This is a genomic window from Gardnerella sp. KA00255 (assembly GCF_049244095.1).
In the GTDB taxonomy this organism is placed as follows: Bacteria; Actinomycetota; Actinomycetes; order Actinomycetales; family Bifidobacteriaceae; genus Bifidobacterium; species Bifidobacterium vaginale_F.
The window spans coordinates 324186-347841 of sequence record NZ_CP058374.1; the positions used below are offsets into that span (position 1 = coordinate 324186).

General features: G+C 40.2%; 18 protein-coding genes and 1 other RNA gene. 2 read left to right on the forward strand and 17 right to left on the reverse strand.

What is annotated here, in order from left to right; all coding sequences use genetic code 11:
* Nucleotides 1-51: 51 nt before the first annotated feature.
* Nucleotides 52-771, reverse strand: a complete 720-nt coding sequence (locus HXT51_RS01290) for a lysophospholipid acyltransferase family protein (protein ID WP_103084139.1) — start codon at nucleotides 769-771, stop codon at nucleotides 52-54.
* Between the two features lie 80 nt (nucleotides 772-851).
* On the opposite strand from HXT51_RS01290, the gene HXT51_RS01295 reads away from it, so the two are divergent.
* The gene (locus HXT51_RS01295; protein ID WP_415692035.1) at nucleotides 852-1439 is read left to right on the forward strand and encodes a hypothetical protein; all 588 of its coding nucleotides are present in this window, start codon (nucleotides 852-854) and stop codon (nucleotides 1437-1439) included.
* A 113-nt stretch (nucleotides 1440-1552) separates the two neighbouring features.
* Here the strand turns inward: HXT51_RS01295 and secA are convergent, their stop codons facing one another.
* Complete coding sequence (gene secA / locus HXT51_RS01300; RefSeq protein ID WP_103084137.1) at nucleotides 1553-4336, reverse strand: preprotein translocase subunit SecA; 2784 nt, start codon at nucleotides 4334-4336, stop codon at nucleotides 1553-1555.
* 332 nt (nucleotides 4337-4668) lie between these two features.
* Nucleotides 4669-5337 (reverse strand): ribosome hibernation-promoting factor, HPF/YfiA family, encoded by a 669-nt coding sequence (hpf, locus tag HXT51_RS01305; protein WP_415692036.1) that lies wholly within the window; start codon nucleotides 5335-5337, stop codon nucleotides 4669-4671.
* Nucleotides 5338-5615: 278 nt separating this feature from the next.
* Between hpf and rnpB the strand changes: the two genes are divergently transcribed.
* An RNA gene (rnpB, locus tag HXT51_RS01310) (RNase P RNA component class A) lies at nucleotides 5616-5996 on the forward strand.
* A gap of 28 nt (nucleotides 5997-6024) precedes the next feature.
* On the opposite strand, the gene HXT51_RS01315 is transcribed toward rnpB, so the two are convergent.
* From HXT51_RS01315 to HXT51_RS01380, 14 genes are all read right to left on the reverse strand, one after another.
* Nucleotides 6025-6696, reverse strand: coding sequence for an HAD family hydrolase (locus HXT51_RS01315; protein ID WP_421776590.1), 672 nt, complete (start codon nucleotides 6694-6696; stop codon nucleotides 6025-6027).
* Nucleotides 6686-8497, reverse strand: a complete 1812-nt coding sequence (gene recN, locus HXT51_RS01320; RefSeq protein WP_421776591.1) for a DNA repair protein RecN — start codon at nucleotides 8495-8497, stop codon at nucleotides 6686-6688. The genes HXT51_RS01315 and recN overlap by 11 nt, the downstream gene beginning before the upstream one ends.
* 8 nt (nucleotides 8498-8505) lie before the next feature.
* A complete protein-coding gene (locus tag HXT51_RS01325; protein ID WP_415705807.1) occupies nucleotides 8506-9558 on the reverse strand; it encodes an NAD kinase in 1053 nt (350 codons plus the stop codon).
* A 202-nt stretch (nucleotides 9559-9760) separates the two neighbouring features.
* Nucleotides 9761-10576, reverse strand: a complete 816-nt coding sequence (locus HXT51_RS01330; protein WP_415692040.1) for a TlyA family RNA methyltransferase — start codon at nucleotides 10574-10576, stop codon at nucleotides 9761-9763.
* 26 nt (nucleotides 10577-10602) lie between these two features.
* Nucleotides 10603-11700 (reverse strand): HAD-IIA family hydrolase, encoded by a 1098-nt coding sequence (locus HXT51_RS01335; RefSeq protein WP_415692207.1) that lies wholly within the window; start codon nucleotides 11698-11700, stop codon nucleotides 10603-10605.
* Between the two features lie 154 nt (nucleotides 11701-11854).
* Nucleotides 11855-13567: a hypothetical protein gene (locus tag HXT51_RS01340; protein ID WP_421776592.1), complete on the reverse strand. Its 1713-nt coding sequence runs from the start codon at nucleotides 13565-13567 to the stop codon at nucleotides 11855-11857.
* 192 nt (nucleotides 13568-13759) lie between these two features.
* Complete coding sequence (tyrS, locus tag HXT51_RS01345) at nucleotides 13760-15079, reverse strand: tyrosine--tRNA ligase (protein ID WP_421776593.1); 1320 nt, start codon at nucleotides 15077-15079, stop codon at nucleotides 13760-13762.
* 103 nt (nucleotides 15080-15182) lie between these two features.
* The gene (gene argR, locus HXT51_RS01350; protein WP_421776791.1) at nucleotides 15183-15791 is read right to left on the reverse strand and encodes an arginine repressor; all 609 of its coding nucleotides are present in this window, start codon (nucleotides 15789-15791) and stop codon (nucleotides 15183-15185) included.
* Nucleotides 15792-16060: 269 nt separating this feature from the next.
* Nucleotides 16061-18685, reverse strand: a complete 2625-nt coding sequence (gene pheT / locus HXT51_RS01355; protein ID WP_421776594.1) for a phenylalanine--tRNA ligase subunit beta — start codon at nucleotides 18683-18685, stop codon at nucleotides 16061-16063.
* 5 nt (nucleotides 18686-18690) lie between these two features.
* Nucleotides 18691-19776: a phenylalanine--tRNA ligase subunit alpha gene (gene pheS / locus HXT51_RS01360; protein WP_103084127.1), complete on the reverse strand. Its 1086-nt coding sequence runs from the start codon at nucleotides 19774-19776 to the stop codon at nucleotides 18691-18693.
* 32 nt (nucleotides 19777-19808) lie between these two features.
* Nucleotides 19809-20753, reverse strand: coding sequence for a TrmH family RNA methyltransferase (locus tag HXT51_RS01365; RefSeq protein WP_421776595.1), 945 nt, complete (start codon nucleotides 20751-20753; stop codon nucleotides 19809-19811).
* A 65-nt stretch (nucleotides 20754-20818) separates the two neighbouring features.
* Nucleotides 20819-21751: a cation diffusion facilitator family transporter gene (locus tag HXT51_RS01370; protein ID WP_421776792.1), complete on the reverse strand. Its 933-nt coding sequence runs from the start codon at nucleotides 21749-21751 to the stop codon at nucleotides 20819-20821.
* Between the two features lie 305 nt (nucleotides 21752-22056).
* A complete protein-coding gene (locus tag HXT51_RS01375) occupies nucleotides 22057-23109 on the reverse strand; it encodes a class C sortase (RefSeq protein WP_421776596.1) in 1053 nt (350 codons plus the stop codon).
* 111 nt (nucleotides 23110-23220) lie between these two features.
* Complete coding sequence (locus tag HXT51_RS01380; RefSeq protein WP_421776597.1) at nucleotides 23221-23613, reverse strand: hypothetical protein; 393 nt, start codon at nucleotides 23611-23613, stop codon at nucleotides 23221-23223.
* Nucleotides 23614-23656: the final 43 nt, after the last annotated feature.

Below are 23656 nucleotides of genomic sequence, written 5' to 3' on the forward strand. Positions count from 1 at the left end.
TTAATCAGATTTCTACGCTTTTACAGCCTTTGCTACGCATGACTGCTCAAACTATTTAGCTTGCTCGGAAAGATTATCTTCAGCCTGCTGAGCTTCTTTCATGCGCTTCTTAACAACTTGAGCGTACTCATCAACATATTCTTGACCGCTCATAGCTTGAATTGCTCTAGTGATACTATCTGTAACTTCACGCAAGCGCTCGCGCGTTATTTCTTCACTACTTTTTACAGGCTCAACAATAATTGGCTTACCATAAATAGCACAAGTCTTGCCTTTTGAAGGAATAACTTGTCCTTTAGGCTGCAAGTCGCGAGTACCAATAATTGCCACTGGAATTATAGGGCAACCTGTTTCTAAAGCTAAACGAGCTGCACCGGTATGTCCCTTGTATAATCTTCCATCAGGACTTCTAGTTCCTTCAATATGAATTCCAAAAAGATGGCCTTTTTCAATAATCTCTCTAGCATGATTCAAAGCGCCAAGAGATTTTGAACCTCCAGAACGATCAACAGGAAATACGCCTACAGAAGTAAACCACCACTTTTTAAAGCGACCTTTAAAACCTTTGCCTTCGAAATATTCAGCTTTCCCCATAAAATGAATCATTCTTGGGCAAGTTAATGGCAGTAACGCGTCATCGATAACAGCTAAATGATTAGCTGCAATAATCGCTCCACCTTTTTTAGGTATGTTCTCTACACCTTTAACACTCGGATGAATCCTCATACGAGCTATGAAACCCAACCCCTTTACGAAAAACCAATAAAGCATGCTAAAACCTTTCTGCGCGCACGCAAGATATTAAGAACTTGTTTAACACGCTATCAAGCAGACTTGCTACAGTATAACTCATGACATCATCTAAGGATACCAACTCCCCTCGCCTGGGAAACAATAGTGGAAAAGATAACAATTCACACGACTTGCAAGATGATTGGTCGAATTTCTTGTCTGAACACGCTGAAGATTTTAAAGATATAGAAAAATCTAAAAACGCAAAAAACTTCGAAAAATATGTCAAGCGAGAAGAAAAACGCAATATTAAAGAAATTAAAGAACAAGAAGAACAGGCTCGCAAAAATGCACAAAAAAATTTAAGACGCGAACAAGAAGAATTTTTATCGCATGGACCAAGAGATAATATTCGCTCTAGCTGGTTAGACGTCGATAGCACTATGGATAAGTACGGAGATGATTTTGTACCGCCAAATCCGCGTTTTAATAACATTCGCTTATCAATCGTAATTTTGTGGATCATGCTATTAGTTGGTATAGCAGGCATTATTACAAGCGCATTTATACCGATTATTGCTTATATAGCAGGATCGATAAGCATAGTTTTAATAATAATTGGCGGATTCGGATTATTGATGATACGAAAAGATTCACATAACGAAAATAACGAATATAGCGATTACGGAAAAGGCGCTAGGGTTTAGATAGTGCTTATATCGCGCAATATGGCACTTTAAACGGATAAACATCCATTAGATTAGAAAAAGTAAAGACCAGCTGAAAACAGCCGGTCTTTACTTATTTTTATAAATTATTATTATTCTTCAACTTCGTTTTGACCATGGCACAACTTGTACTTACGACCAGAACCGCATGGGCACTCATCGTTCTTGCCTGTGCCTGGGAATGTGCGGCCATCAGCCCACGGAGTCTTCCACTCTTCTGCCTTTGGACGCATACTTGCTGGGACTTCACCTTCAGCATGGCTCAAAGGAGCAGGTCCTACGATAGCGGAGTTTTCTTCGGAATCTATTTCAGCAGAAGCTTCAGCAACATCGTTATCTACATCACTATCTGATTCAACTTCTTCTGTAGAAGCAATCTGATCAATATCAATGTGGAATAGAAGCTGAATTGACTCTTCCTTAATGGCTTCAATCATGGAATTGTACATCTGGTAGCCTTCACGCTGGTATTCAACCAGAGGATCACGCTGACCCATACCACGAAGACCAATACCATCCTTCAAATAATCCATCTCATAAAGATGTTCACGCCACTTGCGATCCAAAACAGCAAGTACAACGCGACGTTCAAGCTGACGAATATTATCTTCACCTAAACGATCTTCGAAAAGACTATATGAATTCTTAGAGTTTTCAACAATAAGATCGCACAAAGCCTTAGTAGCTTTTTCGCCCTTAAGCTTTTCTACTGTTGCACGCACTTCATCCCAATTAAGCGTTACAGGCATAACAAGGTCAAGAGCATTCTTCAAACCATCCCAATCCCAATTCTTAGGCTTATCGGAACGATTTTGAGCTCCACGAACATAGCTTTCAACAGTATCAGAAATGAACTTCAAAATATCGCTATGAATGTCTTCGCCTCTAAGAACCATCTGGCGCTCAGAATAAATAACAGTACGCTGCTTATTCATAACGTCATCGTACTTCAAAACATTCTTACGCATTTCAAAGTTTCTAGCTTCAACAGACTTTTGAGCTGTACGAACGCCGTTAGAAACATACTTGGATTCGATTGGTTCACCCTCAGGCAATCCCTTAGACATAACACGAGCTACAAGCTGAGTGTTAAACAAGCGCATCAAATCATCTTCCAAGCTCAAGTAGAAGCGAGATTCACCAGGATCGCCCTGACGACCAGAACGGCCTCGAAGCTGATTATCAATACGACGAGATTCGTGACGCTCAGTGCCAAGAACATACAAGCCGCCAAGCTTCTTGACTTCTTCATGCTCGTCTTTAACTTGCTCTTTAACTTCAGCCAAAACACCAGGCCAACGCTTCTCGTACTCTTCAGGAGTATCGTCTGGAGAATATCCATCAGCCTTCAACTTTGCATCAGCCAAGAACTCAACGTTACCGCCAAGCATAATATCAGTACCACGGCCTGCCATGTTAGTAGCAACAGTAACAGCACCCTTACGGCCTGCAACAGCAACAACAGCAGCTTCCCTTGCATTCTGCTTAGCATTCAACACCTGATGAGGAATACGAGCAACATCAAGCAAAGAAGAAACAATTTCTGAAGATTCAACAGATGCAGTACCGAGAAGAACAGGCTGACCTTTAGCATGTCTCATTGCAACATCGCGAATTATTGCAGCAAGCTTTTCCTTCTTAGTGCGGAAGATCAAATCATCCTTATCCATACGAATAACTGGACGATTAGAAGGAATTGGAAGAACACCAAGCTTATAAGTACCCATAAATTCTGCAGCTTCAGTTTCTGCAGTACCAGTCATACCAGCAAGCTTGTCATACATGCGGAAATAATTCTGCAAAGTAATAGTTGCAAAAGTCTGATTTTCAGCCTTAACTTCAACGTTTTCCTTAGCTTCGATTGCCTGATGCAAACCATCGCTGTAACGACGACCAGGAAGCACACGACCAGTATGCTCATCAACAATCAAAACTTCACCGTTTGTAACAACATAATCGCGGTCACGTAAGAACAAATCCTTAGCCTTCAAAGCATTATTCAAGTAACCAACAAGTGCTGTATTGCTTGGCTCATAAAGATTATCAATACCCAAATAATCTTCAATCTTAGCGATACCAGAATCGAGAATACCAGCAGTCTTCTTCTTTTCGTCAACCTCGTAATCTTTATCACGATCTAACTTCAGAACAAGCTTTGCAAACTCACGATACCAGCGAGTCACATCTCCTTCTGCAGGACCAGAAATAATCAATGGAGTACGAGCCTCATCGATAAGAATAGAATCAACCTCATCGACTATCGCGTAATGGTGTCCACGCTGTACAAGCTCACTCTTCTCCCACGCCATGTTATCGCGCAAATAATCGAAGCCGAACTCGTTATTCGTACCGTAAGTAATATCAGCATTGTACTGCTTACGACGCTCTGGTGGCTGCTGATCTGTAATAATGCAGCCAACGCTCATGCCAAGGAATCGATAAATTCGACCCATCAATTCACTCTGATAGCTTGCAAGGTAATCATTAACGGTGACAACGTGTACACCTTTGCCTTCCAAAGCATTCAAATAGCTAGGCAAGGTAGCAACCAAAGTTTTACCTTCACCTGTTTTCATTTCTGCAATATTGCCCCAATGCAATGCAGCACCACCCATAAGCTGCACATCAAAGTGACGCTGACCGAGAGTGCGCTTAGAGACTTCTCGCACAGTAGCGAAAGCTTCAGGCATAAGCTTATCAAGAGATTCACCGTTGTCTAAACGCTGCTTGAACTTGGCTGTTTGACCCTTCAATTCTTCATCGGAAAGCGCAGAAATAGTTTCTTCTAACGCATTCACAGCCTTGGCTACGTTTTCAAGGCGTTTCAACTGACGGCCTTCGCCCATTCGCAAGGCTTTGTCGACGATATCTACCACGTTTCACTCCCTTAGGTCATGTCTGCACCGACGGCCTAGACGGCACAGACGAAACTGTGCCCATATTACGCGACAGCTGGGATTTTTTGAATATAGCGCGTTGTTATTTAAATATAACAATACTTTTACTTAAAAATATCAGCATGAATATAGACATAAAATACGCAATATACATAAAAGACACATATAAACACAAATATTTTAGATAACAAATATTTATTACTTCTTTTCTCATGCATAATGCCCACTAAGATTAAACCTAGCGGGCATTACACATGTATATTTTATATACAATTATTGTAGAACTTTTCTATCTGAAACCTACCTATGCATCACTTCTTTACATTTTCTGGAGTATCAATCTCAAATACGCCATAGCTCCAACCATGCCTACGATATACAACCGATGGACGCATAGTTTCTTTATTAACAAACAGGAAGAAATCATGGCCAATAAGTTCCATCTCATACAATGCTTCATCAATACTCATTGGCTCAGCAATATGCAGCTTGCGACGAATCACAATAGGAGTGCTTCCTACACTGACTTCAACCGATTCACCAGGACCAAGATCCGAAGCAACAGCTGCATCAGCACTATTGGTTTCTTCTTCTTCATCTGGTTCTTCTTCAACTTCTTCAACTGGAACATCAGCCACACCCAAATCAACCGGAGTCATCTGAGCATATCCGCGACGATGATCCTTGCGACGATCACGAGTACGACGTAAACGCAACGTAAGCTTATCTAAAGCCATATCTAATGCGCTGTATTGGTCTGTACTCGCTGCTTCAGCGCGAATAACTGTACTTCCTGCAATAACGGTAATTTCTACTCGTTTTGCCGTATCTGCCTGCCTTGGATTACCTTCATGCGAAACAACAATTTGTACGCGCTGTGCATCCGGGGCAATGGCGGTCACACGACTCATCTTGCTTTCCACAACGTCACGAAACTTTGGCTTAATCTGCGTATGACGTCCGGTAATGACGATTTCCATGCGAACCTCCTTAAAATAACCCGAGCACTATACTCGGTCTGTATGCACATCGATAGCCACGATGCCATCGATATATTCATTATATAAGGTTTCTTCTTAACAAACTAGCGCGTTTTATAAAAATAAAAGATTATTACATTTACTAAGGGACGCCTATTGAATTTGCTAAGAAATACATATTGATAGTAAAGGAATTCCTATTGATAGCAATTGCTAAAAAATAACTACAAAAAATAATTTTTTACGATTCTAACTAAGTCTGCTATACTCAGGAAGGTTGAGGTTTCACGATGGCCGCGGTCGCAATGTTCATTCGGAGTGACTGAGGAACTTCCGGGCTCCATAGAGCACAATGGCGGATAACGTCCGCCCAGGGTGACCTGAGAGATAGCGCAACAGAAAATAAACCGCCTAATCGTTTTTTAAGTGCGTTTAGGTAAGGGTGAAATGGCGGTGTAAGAGACCACCGGACTTCTGGTAACAGTTAGTCGCATGGCAAGCCTCATTGGGAGCAAGGTCAAGCAGAAGGCATTAAGGGCTGCTCGCCCAAGTCTTCGGGTAGACTGCTAGAGTTTGGCGGCAACGTCAAATCGAGATGGATGGCCATCCGTGTGCATTTATGCACATGACAAAACCCGGGGTATGTGAAACCTCACCACTCAACTGCATTGCAGCTTAAACTATTTGTTATATTTTGGGCGCGTCATAAAAATCAGAAAACACTGCTAAACAGTTTGACAATAAAGAATCTTCTTTAAAATCGCTTTTAACATCATCTAATAATGCGCACGTTCGCATACCAGCTTGTTGAGCTGAATATAAAGCTTTAAAAGAATCCTCAAAAACAATACAATCAACCGGATTAACACCAATTTCACGCGCTAAATCTATGTAAAACTTCGAACTGTTTTTACCAACAATATCTAAATCTTCACCAAAAAACATAGTATTGAAATATTTAAATATTCCAGTGCGCTTCAACGAAGGTTCACACAAAGATTTAGAAAGAGTAGTGACAAGAACTAGATTGATACCTTTGCTATCCAAATTCTCAATATAGCTTTTAGCACCTTTTCTAAGCTGCAAACGATTAGCATACGCGTCAAACGCCATTGCAGACCATTCCTGCATCAAATCTTCTGGAGAATCTTCAAAACCAAAACGTTCAATAACATAATCAGCAACTTGCTTAGGAGTCATAGTAGCTGTAACTCTAGCAAAATCTTCCGGAACGCTAATACCCCTTTTAGCAAAGCTTTCATTGTCAATATCATCCCAAACATGCAAAGAATCAATCAAAGTTCCATCAAAATCGAATATTGCAGCGCGAATAGGAAGATTACTTTTATTAAATTCCATCAACAAACTTTCTGCTAGTATCCAGAAGCTCTTTAGCATGCTCCAAAGATGCTTGAGATTGACTTCCAGAAAGCATCCTAGAAATTTCTTGTTCTCTTTCAGTATCATCTAATTTGCTAACAGTAGTATCTGCAATTAATGAAGAATCTAAATCAGATTCCAATACACTATCTAGCACATCTTGAGAAGTATTAGAAACATCAGTGATTTTCTTACTAACAACAAACTGAGCATCCGCAAAAGAAGCAACTTGAGCTAAATGCGTTACAACAATCACCTGAGCACTTTTAGCAAGCTGAGCTAATCTCTTGCCTAATTCAACTGCAGCAACACCGCCTACGCCAGCGTCAACCTCATCAAAAATAAAAGTCATGGAATGATTATCGTCATGCTTAAACCTAGCAGCTACAAGTTCCATAGCAAGCATAAGTCTACTCAACTCGCCGCCAGAAGCACTACTGCCCATTGGCAAATACGCAGAACCCGGGAAAGGCTTAAAAAGAAACTCAACATTATCTAAACCGTGAGAATCTAAAGATACCCTTCCCGACTCTTCAGATTTACGCTTTTCAACTTTAATTGCAAGCACAGCATCTGGCATAGCTAATGATTTAAGCTCTTTAGTAACCTCCGAAGAAAACTTTTCTGCAGCATCCTTTCTAGTCTCATAAAGCTTATCAGCAAGATTTTTAGCCTCAAGATATCGCTTTTCACATAATTCTTTTGAACGCGCAACTGCTTCAGGTGAATCATCTAAATCTTCAAGCTCTAATTGTGATTTTTTAGCCCACTCTAAAACATCTTCAATTTGAGGACCCCACCTACGAGTTAACTCATTTAAATCATGAATGCGCTCATTTATAACATCTAAATCTTCTTGACTTTCATCGATATCTAGCTGCTGAGCCAATTGCATGACGATATCAGAAATTTGAGCGCAAATGTCATCAAGCTGATTTGCAATGTCATTGTAATTTCCGTCAACTCGTATAGAGCGCACGGATTTAGCAGCATTATCTATTAAATGCAATGCATCAACAGAATCCATAGCTCCATAATCTATTTGACTTGCATCCAAAGCAGATATAGCTTCACTAACACCGCGAATTATTTGAGCAGCATTCTCAATACGATCTCTTTTAGCTTTAAGATCCTCATCTTCATGCGGCTTAGGATCAATTTGACGTATTTTTTCTAATGATTCACGCAAATAATCAGCACGCTGACGTGAAGATGATTCCTGATTTATAAGACGATTATAGGATTGAATAGAGTCTTGAAAAGCTTTAAAAGCTTCTGAATATTCCTCTAATTCTTTAAAATTGCACGCAACTGAATCTAAAAATTCTCTTTGCTTTGTGCTTGACGCAATTCTTAGCTGATCACTTTGACCATGAATTGTTACTGTTTGGGCACAAACTTGTTCCAATAATGATTTAGGAACACCACATCCGGAAATAGCTGCCCTCGATCTTCCAGTTTTGGGAACTGTACGAGAAACATAAATATCTAAATTAGAACTATTATTTTCAGATTCCTCTGGATCAATCCCGGATTCATGCAATAAATCAGCTACAATGCTTGACTTCGAAACAGAAAATACGCCTTGAACCCAAGATTCATCAGAAGATGACGAAACTCTTGAAGAATCTGCTTTAGCTCCAGATATCAACTTTATAGCGCTTAAAAGCATTGATTTTCCAGCGCCAGTTTCACCAGTTATAGCAGTCATGCCACATGAAGGAGTAATAACAGCATGAGAGATTGGTCCCAAATTTCGTATTTCTAGTTCTTCAAGCACGATATCACCTACAGGCTTGTATCACTAATATCAGCAATATTAGTGGTGTTAGTATGCTTACAATTACTTATATTAATTTGACTATCTTCATAATTCCTATCAGTTTCATTATGAAGATTTGCTTCATAATATTTAGGCTTAGCCGCTATTTTACGACGATTTTCACGCCATCCAACAACAGGTAAATCAAACTTCGTAACTAATCTTTGAGTAAACGGAACTCCAGAAAGACGAGCTAAAAGTAATTCATCTTTAGATTGGCGGATTTGGATTCTAGAACCCTGCGGTAAAGCACGCTGACGTCTGCCATCGCAGCAAATCCATCCACCAGACGATGATTCTTCAAGAATATTGATAGTAAAAGTAGATCCCGAACCAATAATAAGCGGACGAGCAAAAAGCGCATGTGCTGCTAAAGGCACTAATTGCAATGCTCCAACATTTGGCCACATAATCGGGCCTCCTGCTGAAAATGCATAAGCGGTAGAACCTGTAGGCGTGGAAACTATTACACCATCACACCCAAAAGATGACATTTCCACGTCGTCAACTTGTATTGAAAGCTCTACCATACGGCCCCTGTCAGAACGATCAAGCGTGATATCGTTCAAAGCCCAGTCGCTTAAAGGTTCACTAGCTCCAGGAAGCCACACATCTACATGAGCTTCCATTCTGCGCTCCAGAAAATAATCTTTTTGCGCAATTCTATGAATAGCCTCATCTATTTGAAAACTTTCAAATTCAGCTAAAAATCCAACATGCCCAAGATTAATACCGATAATTGGCACAGGAGTACAATGCACTAGTTCAGCTGCTTGAAGCATAGTGCCATCTCCCCCAAGCACAACAACAATTTCAGTATTTTCATCAACAACACGAGTTGGAATTTGAGCAAAATCAGACGCGGCAGCACTGTTAAAAACGTCTACATGAAAACCAGCATTAACAAGTTGATTTTTAACTTGACTAACAACATCACTTTTGCTGTCAAGACGTGCATGCGTGACAACAAGCGCACGACGAATACCCGAAGCAAAATCGCCCATGAATTGTTCCGGCATTACACAGCCCCCTCACACTGTTAGCAACAATAGTAACTATTGTAATATAGTCACCATTGTAATTAATACATGAAATATTGGGCACAAAAAATATTTAACTAAAAAATAAAAGAGCAAATACTTAATTTACAACTATTTAATCTGCAATTATTTAATCTACAATTCCAACAATTTAATTTACAACTATTTAATTTACAACTATTTAATTTCTAACAATAGCGTATAAAAGATATTCAATATTCCCATGTGTTCCTTCTATAGGAGATTCATGAGTACGAATAACGTTCAAACCGTTATTTTCAGCACAATCTTTAACTGTATTTAAAGCTTTGATTCTAAGACTTTCATCGTTTACAATTCCGCCTTTGCCAAGGTTACCTTTGCCGACTTCAAATTGCGGTTTAACAAGTAAAACTACATTAGAATTCGCTTGAGCAATACGAGAAATCACTGGAATAACAAGAGTAAGCGAAATAAAAGAAACGTCAGAGACTATCAGATTTGGCTTATACGGCAAATCTTCATCATGAACATCTCTAATGTTTACACCGCTCATCTCAATAACACGAGGATTATTTGCAATTTTAGGATGCAACTGGCCGTGCCCAACATCTAGCGCTATAACAGATTTAACACCTTTTTGTAATAGAACATCGCAAAAACCTCCAGTTGACGCGCCGATATCTAAAGCTAGAGTATTTTGATCAATTTTTAATCCAGAATTTTCAAATAATGAAAAAGCTCCTTCTAATTTAAGCGCGCCTCGAGAAACATATTTAAGGCATGAACTTGCATTATCAGAGTTATTAATGGTTATTTTTTCTGAATTTTTAACTACAAAAGATGATTTTTTAATATTACAATTATTTACGTTTACTGCGCCTGATCGAATAAGACGCTGAGCTATAGTTCTACTTTCAGCTAAACCGCGATTCACAATAGCTAAGTCAAGACGCTGAGCCAAATCCTGACTTTGCGATAAGTTTTGACTTTGAATCAAGTCCTGTTCAGAATTCACAAATAAATTCCGATTTTCTCTCATAATCATAGAGAAAACTCCGGCAAAATATAATCGTCAAGCGCTTTACCACTATCTTGCAAACTCCATGTCAGTGCACAAGCTGCTCGCAAAGCATTGCAATCATTAGTGTTATTAACTTCAATAGTATTATCCACAACTCTTGCTACGGCATCTTCGCAAGTAAAAGTAGTATCATCAACGCGTTCAGGAGCATTGTGAGATTCGTTTAATCCTCGCAAGTCTTTGGAAACAAAACTTGGACGCAAATGTTTTGGAGCAAGCATAAGCATATGAGGATCTGTAACTCCAGTAAGAACAAGCAAAGAGTCATAACCCCCTCTTGTTCCAGCTTCAATATCAGTATCTAAACGATCTCCAACCGCTAATGAATTCTCAACACTAATTACAGGATTACCAGACTCGTCTTTTTCAGTGTATTTTGCATATTCAGCATCATCATGTTGAGCATTAGCAGCAACCAGGAACCTCGCTTCATCATACATTGCAGATTCCGGCTTTCCAGCAGATGCAATAGGCTCTACACCAGTAGCATTAATAACAGCTTGAATCATAGAGCCGCAGCCTGGAGCAATACCAAGCTCTCTTGGAATAGTTAAATCGCGGTTGGTAACGAAATATTTTGCGCCATGTTCAACAGCAAAAGAAACTTCCGCCATTTCTTGCCAAGTCATTTGAGGATACCAGCCTTGAATAACAGCTTTAGGATTATCTTCGCACGAATCTACAAGCTCTAATCCTACGCGTTGTACTTCTTGACGCAGATGCTCAGCACCTAGAACAAGAACTTTAGAGCCTTTTGGAACATGGCGAGCAACCATTCTTGCAGCAACAACAGAAGACGTTATAATCTGCCATGGTTCTACTTTTAAACCAAAACTTTCCAACTGCTTTGCAACAACAGATTGAAAACGCGAAGAATTATTAGTCGTGTATTCAATGAACATACCGTGATTTTGCGCGTTAGAAATTGCTTCAGACGCATATTCAACAGCATTTCCGCCCCTATATACAACGCCATCCAAATCAAGTAAAGCTAAGCTAAAAGCCTCGCTTAAAATGCGCTTTGACGATGAAAAATTCGTTCGTTTATTAGATTCCATAAAACTAACCCCGCCTGTTTTGCATGATTTCAATGCACTTGATTCGCATTTTAATCCTAATAATCCTAAAGTAGTAGCAAATATTCGTAAAGTAACAATTGCCCGGCTTACCATACTTAACATACAGCAGCCGGGCATAAAATAACGAGTCTAATTATTCTTCGGAAGCATTAACAGCATTCATCTCAATAGTTTCAGTATTGTCTGCACTATCTAAATCATCTGCGCTACTCGAAGTATCTGTATCATCCTCAGAATCCTCAGAAGTATCTTCACTAGAATCTTCACTAGAATCTTCATCAGAATCTTCGTCATAATCCTCAGAATCCTCGTCAGAATCCTCAGGAGCGTCTTCAGGAGCATATTTAGCATCTTCTTCGCTCACTCCAATATCTTCTAACAAAGAATCATTGAAATGCTCTAAATCATAGTCAATAACAATATCTTCTGGATTAATTTCCTCATCATCAGAATCAGCGTATTGTTCTTCCAAACGATCCAATAATCCTTCTAACTCAATAGCTTCATCACTACGACCAGCTTCTTCCAAGAAGTATTGTTCTGCTTGAATAGCTCGCATGCGATACTCGCCAGGCAAACCTTTAGAGCGACCCATAACATGAACAAGCTCTATAGCTTTATCAATACGATTTGTATCAGCTAAAACTCCAGCATAAACTAAGAACAACTCAGCTTTTACTTCTCCAACAACAGATTTCGCATCATCAGACATGCAAATCTCTAAAGCTTTATCAAGATTGCCCATGCCGCGTTCACAATCGGCAATAAATGGCAAATAATCAAGATAACCATTCATTCGCATAGCAGTGCGAAACTCTCTAGCAGCAAGCTTATAATCACCTTGACGGTAAGCAATAAATGCAAGAGTCTCACGCGAAAAATCAATGCGAGAAGCCTGCTTAGCAGCCCATTGAGCGTGCTCTAAAGCTAATTTTGGATCTTCTTCTTCCAAAGCATATGCTGCAAGAATATGCAAACCAATATTTTCTGAATGCTCCTTAGAAAGTCCACGCAAACGCTCTCGTGATTCCTTAGAAAGCATGGAATATTCTAAGCCCTTAGGCATCTTAGGTTCGCCAGGACGACGCGCAGTATAAGGATTTTGCGAAGGATAAGAAATAGTTCCATCAGAATTTCTACGAGGACCATTTTCATAACTAAAATTACGACGTTCATTGCGGTTATCGCGACGATCAAAACGATCGCCATCCTTCTTAAAACCGTCACGCTTGAAGCCCTCGTGCTTTACGCCATCCTTATGGAAGCCATCGCGACGCGGCTTGCGATTATCATGACGATCATCTTTATGATTAAAGCGATTGTCATCAAACTTTTTATAACGCGGATTTCCACCCTCGCTATTTCTATTTTCATTTCTTGAACGGTAGTCATTATTTCGTTCAAAACGATTATTTTCGCCACGCTCTTCGCCATGATTAAAGCGACGATTATCGCGGAAATCTTCACGACGATTGTCGCGACGATCAAAACGATCGCCATCCTTCTTAAAACCGTCACGCTTCATGCCATCGCGCTTAAAGCCATCCTTATGGAATCCATCTTTATGGAACGACTTCTTAAAGTCACCGCGACGATCTTCATTACGATCAAAATCGCGACGATCTCCATCTTTCCTAAAGCTATCTTTCTTAAAACCGTCGTGCTTTACGCCATCGCGTTTAAAGCCATCCTTATGGAAACCTCCCTTATGGAAGCCATCCTTGTGGAAACCGCCATGTCTCTCAGCGCTTCCACTTTTGGCACCGTTACGATGACCACCAAACTTTCCATGTCCACCACTAAACGACTTACCACCGCTTCGCGAGAATCCACGTTCTTCGCCCATTATTGGCACCTCTCATATACATGCTTAAAAGCAATTCAGCATATTGCATAAGCACAGTTATTTCATCAAATACCAAATGAAAGTCGTAAACAAACAAAGTCCTAAACAAACACAGGTATCTATTTATTATTTATTATCTTATTTAATTATTCGCACACATTATTGTTATCTATACTGTTAAAACAAGTAATATTACTTGCAAGTAACAGCGCCAATAGCTTTCTTACCGCGGCGAAGTAAAGCAAAACGATTTTGCAAGAACGAATCTTGACTTAAAACATCGTCAACACTATCAACACGCTCATTGTTTAAATACAAACCGCCTGCTTCAATAGCGCGACGAGCTTCGGAAATAGTGCGGAACAATCCAGCAGAAACTGCAGCCTCAACAACACGATCTCCAGCATTAGCTTTAGCGAAATCTAAGCTACCATCTTCAGCCTTAACTTTAACGCCATCTAAAGCAGCTTCAAGAGTCTGCTCATCAATATTGCTAAGATCTCCACGACCAAACAGAGCAGAAGAAGCTTCAATAGCCTGATTAGTTAAATCCTCACCGTGAACGAAACTTGTAACTTCCCACGCGAGCACACGCTGAGCTTCACGGCTTCCAGGATCATCCTGAATTTGTTGAGCCAAACGCTCAATTTCATCTTTTGGCAAGAAAGTGAATACTTTAAGCAACTTAACAACTTCATCATCCGGCTGATTAAACCAGAACTGGTAGAAGCGATAAGGGCTAAGCATAGAAGGATCAAGCCACATGGCATTACCTTCAGACTTGCCAAATTTACGACCCTGATTATCTGTAATAATCGGGCTAGTAAATACGTTTACTGAAGTTCCGCGAACTTTACGAATCAAATCCATGCCGGAAGTGAGATTACCCCACTGATCCGAACCGCCAAGCTGCAAAGTCACGTTGTAATTATCAAACAAGTACAAGAAGTCGTTACCTTGCAAAACCTGATAGCTGAACTCAGCAAAAGAAATACCTTCATCAGAATTTAAGCGGCGAGCCACAATATCCTTAGAAAGCATTGTGCCAACACGGAAATTCTTACCAACATCACGCAAGAAGTCGATAGCAGACATCTTAGAAACCCAGTCGTAATTGCTAACAAAACGAACAGGATTTTCACCCTCAAGAGGCAAAATTCGACCAATCTGCTTGCGCAAACGTTCAGCCCAGCCAGCCACAATATCCTTAGAATTAAGCGTGCGTTCACCACTTTGACGAGGGTCACCAATCAAACCAGTAGCACCGCCAACTAAAGCAATAGGATGATGACCTGCAGCCTGCAAATGACGCATATTAATAAGCTGAACAAGATTACCAATATGCAACGAAGCAGCAGTAGGATCGTAACCGCAATAATACGTTAATGGTTCTCCGTCAAGCGCTTGAGCAAGTTGCTTCTCATCAGTAGATTGTGAAATTAATCCACGCCACTTAAGCTCTTCAAACAAGGAAGTAAAACCAGCTTCCTTGTAATTCCTGACCTGAGCCATTCGTATCTCCTTATTGCATTCTAATAAAACACGAGTAGACAATAATACGTCTACAAGCCATTCAATTCTGTCAGCAGACGACGACACTTAATAAAGAATTCAACTAATTTTTTGAAGCCATATCGATAAGCCAATCAGCTCTGTTTTTTGCCATCTCATCAGATTCGCAAATAACCATAACTGTATCGTCACCACCAATAGTTCCAAGAACACCTTTTAATGGTTGCTTATCAATAACACTAGCTACATATTGAGCAGCTCCAGATGGAGTGTGAATAACCAATAAATTATTGGCACGAGCAACTTGAGTTACTAATCCAGACAATATGCGACTTACTTGCTGTTCTATGCGCAAAGAATCTACGTTATGCCCGTGAGACGTTCCATCCCCCAAAACATACGCAATTCTACCATCGTGAAGACGGATTTTTACAGCATTAATTTCATCTAAATCACGACTTAAAGTAGCTTGAGTTACTTCAATTCCATGACGCGCAAGAACTTGAGAAAGCTGAGATTGCGAAGTAATAACATCAGTAAACAACGCTTGCTCAATAAGACTTAAACGTGCCGCGCGCGTCTGCGGACGCTGCCTATAGCTATCTTCCTTCGAAGAATCTTCACTAGAAAAATCCTCGACAGAAGAATTATCGATAGAAGCATTACCTACAGAAGAACCACCTTTAAAAGAAGATGCATTTGAAGGATCCATCGATTCTTTTGAATAGGACTTCGACACGTTAAAACCTTTCAAAATAAATTTATAGAATAAGTGGAGCTATAGAATATACCATAACTCCACTTATTTTAGTCAATATCAATAGAGATTTATTAATAAATTTTCGAATAAATCTACTAAATCCACTAGATTTACCAGATCTGCTAAATCTACTAAATATTCGCTAAAATATCCAATTTTTTAGTTATCGAGAAAATATTAACAAAATCCACTACAAGCTTGTTATACACGCAATGTAGCTGTTATACACGCAATGTAGCGTGCAAAACAGACGCAGCCTTCGTAATCGATTCACGAACAGCTTCCATTTCATCACCTGAAAGCGTCCTATCTGCAGCTCTGAAAGTCACAGAATAGGCAAGAGATCGCAAACCTTCACCAAGCTGTTCACCTTCATAAACGTCAAACAATTCAACTGACTCAAACAAATCACCAGAAGCTTTTTCTATAGCTTCTTGCAATGTTCCAGCACTAAGTGAAATTGGAGCAACAAAGGCAAAATCTTGCTTTACAGGAGGGAACGTAGAAACAGGTTTTGCTTGAACAGGCTTAGCTTGCATAGCATCAAACAATGCAGTTAAATCAAGCTCAAAAGCAGCAGAATGCTTTGGCAAGCCCAAATTCTCATCAACCTGAGGATGCAACTCTCCAACAATACCAATTTCAACATCATCGGCACCATCAACAGGAATATACACCTTCGCGGTACGACCCGGATGCCAAGAAGCAGGAACATCATCAGCATTAAGCTGACGAATATCAAAAGCAACGCCGATTCGCTTTCCTAAGCGATTAACAGCTTCTACAGCATCGCTCCAATCAACTTCCCTATGATTTCCAAGCCAACCAGTTTCTTCAGCATTACCAGTCAGAAGAGCTGCAACATGCAAAGGCTGCTCAGGCAAACCAGCATCCAACGCAGCAAGCTGAGCATCCGTAGGGCGAACCGAGCCAGGCAAAGCAGGAATTGCCGGAGCATTAGGATCCGCAAAATACACGTGACCAAGTTCATAAAGCGAAACATTATTCAAACCACGGCGAAGATTCCTGCGAACAGTACCAGCCAAAGTTGTAAGAACATCGCGACGAAGCCAAGGACGATCTCCAGCCAAAGGATTTGCAATCAATACACTAACTTTGGAAATCTCATCAACATCTTGACGGAAAGCATCAAAATCTTCCTTGCCAACAAACGGGTAGCTCAAAGACTCAACCAAACCCATTTCAGCAAGCTCGTACGCAATAGCCCTGCGAGTAGCCTGATCTTTCGTTAAGCCAGTTTTACCAGTAACAGGAACAGCTGGAACTTTAACAGGAATCTCATCGTAACCGACCAAGCGTGCGATTTCTTCAACCAAATCGCATGGAGCATTCAAATCAGGACGCCACGTTGGAGGCAAAACAGAGAATGAACCGTTACCGCCACCAGCAACCGAGCAGCCAATATCCGTAAGAATATCGCTAATACGATTCAAATCAATATCAAGACCAGCTACACGCTTTACTTCATCTGCTTTAAAAACAATAACATCGCGAGGCTGCGTATTGTTTAAATCACGAGGATGACTAGATGGCTCGCCACCGCCAAAATTAGCAAGAAGCTTAGATGCCATCTGAGCTGCAGCAGGCTGCAATTGCGTATCAACACCGCGCTCAAACCTACGTGAAGCTTCAGAAGGAATCTTATGACGACGAGCAGTACGAGCAATAGAAACAGGATCAAAGTGAGCTGCTTCAATCAATACATTCTTAGTCTCACTCGTAACTTCTCCATACATGCCACCCATTACGCCAGCAAGACCAAGAACACGCGAACCGTGATTTCCACTTGGAGAATCACAAATCACTAAATCTTCATTATTTAATTCGCGATCTTTGCCATCCAAAGTAGTTAAATGTTCACCTGAACGCGCGCGACGAACAACAATCGGAGACTCAATCTTGTCTAAATCATAAGCGTGCAAAGGCTGACCCAAATCCAACATAACATAGTTAGTTACGTCTACGGCTAAGGAAATACCACGCATTCCAGCTCGAGTTAAACGACGACGCATCCACTGTGGGCTTGAAGCATTAGCATCTATATTTCTTACAGCGCGAGCATAGTAACGATCGCATCCTACAACGCCATGAATAGGATTATTATCTTCTACGCTAACCTCAATATCGGCCGCTTCTGCTGATGTAACACTATCTAAGATTGGAACATTCTTATTTAATTCTTCAACAGGATCTTTATAAACTGCTCCAGTTGAATGATGATATTCGCGAGCAACACCGCGATAAGAGAAAGCATATCCGCGATCAGGCGTTATGTTAATCTCCAAAATCGGCTTATTAAGATGGAGTAATTCCATAGCGTCATCGCCAGGCTTTAACGCATCATACTCAGCCTTAGAGAAGCCATACTCTCGCAACAAAATAATTCCGTTGTGGCTATCTCCTAAACCAAGCTCACGTTCGGAAGCACACATACCATCAGAAATATGTCCGTAAGTCTTACGCGGCTCAATTTTAAAATCTCCAGGAAGAACAGCACCAGGAAGAGTAACAACTACCTTTTCACCAGCAGCCATATTAGGAGCGCCACAAATAATGCCGCGAGGAACTTTTTTACCGTTCTCGTCAACATCGTTGTATTTATCTCCAACGTCAACATGACACCAGTTAATAGTTTTACCATTCTTCTGAGGCTCAGGAGTTGCATCTACTACGTAGCCTACAACAATAGGACCAGTAACCTGAGAAGTATGAATTTCTTCTTCCTCTAAACCAACACGAACTAAATCTTTAGCAAGCTGTTCGTATGTTAAACCTTCTGGCACTTCAACATGATCTTTAAGCCAGTCAATATCTACCATTGGCATGAGTTTTACTCCCCCATCACAAACTGTTCACTGAAGCGCTTATCGCCTTCAACCAAATCATGCATATCGTTAATGTCATGTCGAAGTAGCAAAGTTCGTTCCAAACCTACCCCGAAAGCAAAACCAGTATAAACTTCTGGATCTAAGCCAGCGGATTTAAGAACATTAGGGTTCACCATTCCGCATCCGCCCCATTCAATCCAGCCTGGACCACCCTTTTTATCTGGGAACCATAAATCAAGCTCGGCACTTGGTTCAGTAAATGGGAAGTAGCTTGGTCGCAAGCGGCTCTTTGCATCAGGACCAAACATAGCAACAGCTAAACGATCAAGCACACCCTTTAAATCAGCCATGCTCAAATGCTTATCTACTGCCAAAGCTTCACACTGATGGAAAACTGGAGTATGCGTTGCATCAAGCTCATCGGTACGGAACACTCGCCCAGGAGAAGCAATGTACAGAGGAACGCCTCGCTCAATTAACGCGCGAACCTGATCAGAAGAAGTTTGCGTGCGCAAAACCATGTTTGAACCGACAAATCCTGCAGCATCCTTCGCCTGATTGCCTTGCACGTAAAAAGTATCTTGCATTTGACGAGCTGGATGATCCGGACCAAAATTCAAAGCATCAAAATCGAACCACTCTGTTTCGACTTCAGGACCTGCAGAAATCTGCCAGCCCATAGAAACGAAGAAGTCCTCAAAATCCTCAATAATACGCGAAATAGGATGACGCGCACCCAAAGGTTTACGATTAATCGGAAGAGTCATATCAACAGTCTCTGCAGAAAGCATACGCGCTTCTTCAAGAGCTTTAATACGATCAGAAGACTGCGCAAAAGCACGGCCAAAATCAGCTCGCAACTGCGACATTAACTTTCCGACTTCTTTTTTCTGGTCAGCAGGTAAACTACCAATCTCTTTACTGGCTAAAGTCATAACTGACTGAGAACCTGCATACTTAGTTTTCGCTAACTTCAAATCTTCCATGCTTTTAGCTGAATTAACACAAGCAATGCCCTCTTCCACTGCTTTTTTTACAGCTTCAACATCAAACGTATTATTACTCGTCACAGCACCCTTCCTATCCAAGTACTAACAGTTATTTAAATAACGTTACAAAGCTACATTTTTCGCGCATGACTAGACATAGCCAAGCCCATAAGCATCACCGCTGCGCTAGTAGCCAAATTCATAGATTCAGCCTTCCCGTAAATAGGAATAACAGATATTTCGTCTACTTTATTTAAGACACTAACAGGCAATCCTCTAGCCTCATTACCGAACAAAACAGCAAGCGAAGATTCCATAATATTATTGTCGTCAAGAATAATAGGAAAATCTTTAGGCTTACGCTCGTCCGTACCATAAATATCTGCCGCTATAATTCTTATTCCAACTTTTTTCGCCCAATCAAACCATTCATTTTCACTTATTGAAACAACTGGCAAATGGAATAATGAGCCTGCAGTAGAACGAATAAGTTTAGAATTCCAACGACTTACGCAATCATCAACGAATACTACAGCATCGCATCCAGCTACGTCTGCTACTCGAATAATAGCTCCAGCATTACCAGGATCTCTTACCTGCCAGCAAGCAGCAATTCGCAAAGGTTTAATATGATTCTCGCCTAAAGAATTATCACCTAAAGGATTCTGCAAGTTATAAAAAGATCTAGTATAAAAATCATCTAAAGACTTCGAATTTAAAACAGCTACTATTCCTTGAGAGTCACTACTAATCTTGCGTATAACTTCAAGACTTACAGGATGCACATAGCATTCTTTTTCTAAAGATTCCTCAACGATAGCGCGAATAGTATCTGTAGAATTATTCTCATTCGAATCAGAAGAATTATTATTCGTAAAAGACTTATAATCGTTTACAACATTTTCTGCAACATAAATATCGCAAATAGAATCTGCAGCATACCGAACTGCCTCGCGCACACTTTGTGGACCTTCAACCAAAAATTTATGTAAATCATTGACTTTGCCACGCGTAAGAGCAGCAATACGTTTCACTCGCTCACTATGAGGATTATCAATTAATTCTTTTAAAGGCATGTATATAACTCTACTTCAAAAAACTTCAAAATAACTTCAAATAACTTCAAAAACCACTCAAGATTTCACGGCTGGTGATGCTCTGAGGAACTAGGAGTCGTATACCCTTCTGGCTCCAATTGAAAAGTAGTATGCGAAACAGATACTGGGAAATGTTCGCGCAAACAATCTTGGAGCTGACTAAGAATTTGCGCACACTGCTCAATCGTCAAATCCTTCTCAACAACTACATGAGCCATAAAAATAGGCATACCCGTAGAAACAGTACTAGCATGCAAATCATGAACAGCTATAACATGCTTCACGCCTTCCAAATGCTTACGTACTAAATCTAAATCCAATCCTTCAGGAGTTTGCTCTAAAAGCACCTTTATTGCGTTCTTCAATAACTTCAACGCTCTAGGAATCATCAAAATCGCGATAATTCCACCAGCAACAGCATCAAAACCAGTCCAACGCGTGCTCATCATAACAATTGCCGAAATCACTACTGCAACAGATCCAAGAGCATCATTCATAACTTCAAGGAACGCAGCACGCATATTCATATTGTCATGAGAACGAGAAACTAAAATAATAATAGATCCAACGTTTGCAGCCAAACCAAGTAAACCGAAGAAAAGCAGCTGATTAACATCATGAATACCATCATGACCGTTCCCAAAAAGACGCATACCTGCTTCAACAAGAGCATATACGCCAACAAAAAGCAGAACTAAAGCACCAGCCGCAGCAGTTATAACTTCCAAACGAGCCCAACCCCAAGTACGCTTTCCATTTGGTCGACGCTGCATAAGAATTGCAGTAACAGTAGATGCCACAAGCACAGAAATATCTGTAAGCATATGTCCTGCATCAATAAGCAGCGAAAGAGAATTCGTGAGGAATGAGCCAACTACTTCTGCAATAAAAACTATTGACGTAAGAGATAGCGTTAATATTAGACGATGCTGATGCGAGCGATGCAAGCTACGCGATGCATTCGAATCCTGCGAAATATTATTATTCGAAGTATTATTATTATTCGAAGTATGATTATGCAATCCTCAAACCTCCAATTGTCACGTTAAATATTCAATATACCAGTTCTATTTGCTTTAAGCTTTTTAGCGCGCGTATTTCATAAATCTTATAAGCGTAGTTATTTTATGCAATACAAGCGAGCATAAAATAAAACAAATCCTTCTACGATACAAACGCATCTTTAGTATACAGCTGTATACCTCTATATCTGTATATTTCTATATGCAGATATATGGGTATATCTCTATGAAAATAGTCAGATAATCAGCAATATGTCGAGTTAGTTTAAATGCCTTCCATGCGGCTCAATATTTTTACGACGATTGCGGACCATTATAATAATCATTGTGGCAATAACAGCCGCCGATAATATCATCGCTATAAGGAACAGCGTCATCCAAAGCGGCCATTGAAGATGATCTTCTGGAGCATGCGCTGGGTCTGGTAGAACGCGATATCCCGTCACCAAAAGCCTATGCGAGTTAACACCATACGGAGTGCACGTAAGCAGCGTTGCCAAATCGCGCCCTTTTTCGCGCTGAAGCAAACTAATATCGTGCGGCTCAACCACGCTTATGCGGAACACTTTGTATCGCAAGGTTTCACCTTGTACGTCAATATAGAAGTAATCTCCACGCTTCATGTCAGTTAAAGCGTCAAACATGGTTGCTGTAGGCAATCCAGTATGAGCAGTGATAACAGTATGCCTGTTTTTGCCACCAACCGGCAAATCAGTACCATACAAGTGCCCTGCTCCGCGAGCTAGAACATCACGCGAAGCACCATGATAAATTGGTAGTTTCACGCCTATTTTTGGGATTTTTATGATTCCCATAATTCCCATTGGTTCATCTAGTTGTTTGATATACGACTTATAGTCTTCTGTTTTTTTGTAATTATCACTGCCATCATACGGATCGGCTGTAAAAAATTTTTTCCTTCGCGCATTGTATTTTCGCGCATTTTTTAAAATAGATCGTCGCACACTAGCGGATTGATTGTAACTTACTTTGTCGTAATCTATAGAAATTTGTTTAGACACGTGGTTGTTCCACAGTGTTGACGCCACTGGGTAACTGAAGCACAAAATGCCTGCAAGCACAAACGCAATCGGCTCAATGATTTTACGAATCATAGACTTTTGCTTGGATTTGTGGGCAGCGTGAGGTTTTTGTGCTGAGACCTCTGGTGAGTTTGTTACGTTAGCTGCGGTTGCTGCATTAGTTGCGTTAGTTGTTTGTGAAGATTGGTTATTCTGGTTTTTAAAAAGCTTGTTTTGTGAAATCTTGTTGAGAAAAGCATATACTTTCGTAACAGCGCTGTTCAATTTCATGCTTCCTCGTTTCGTGTTTTTCTTATCTTAGATTTACTGATTTTTGAGTATCGTCTATAAGCTGTAGATTAATATATTCACAGTTGTTCTTCTGCGTTTAATAAAAACTATCTAACGAAATATATAACGCATTCCCACTTTTTTAGGCATTGATTGAGCTCGATCCATTTTCTTAAGCTCATCTTTATAACGCTTCATTAGTTCATATAAAAAACATACAACTATAGACAGCACTACTTGTATTAATAAAATATCGAAGAAAGCAGATCCCAAAAACTCCATGATACTACTTACAAGGCATTCATTATAAGATTTATTTTGACTTGCACTTTGTATAACACTCATCATTGATTGAACGAATGCAAATAAAAATGCAGGAACAAAATTCACAGTAAGAATCTTTGAAAGATTATAAGAGAACCTTACCAGTTTAAGTTTGCCTTCTAACTTTTCTTTGGTATTTTTGTTTTTTGCACAATTTTTATTATTAAATTTCTTAAACATTTTAACTTCTTCTTTAATAAAGAATGAATTGTTATTTATTAAA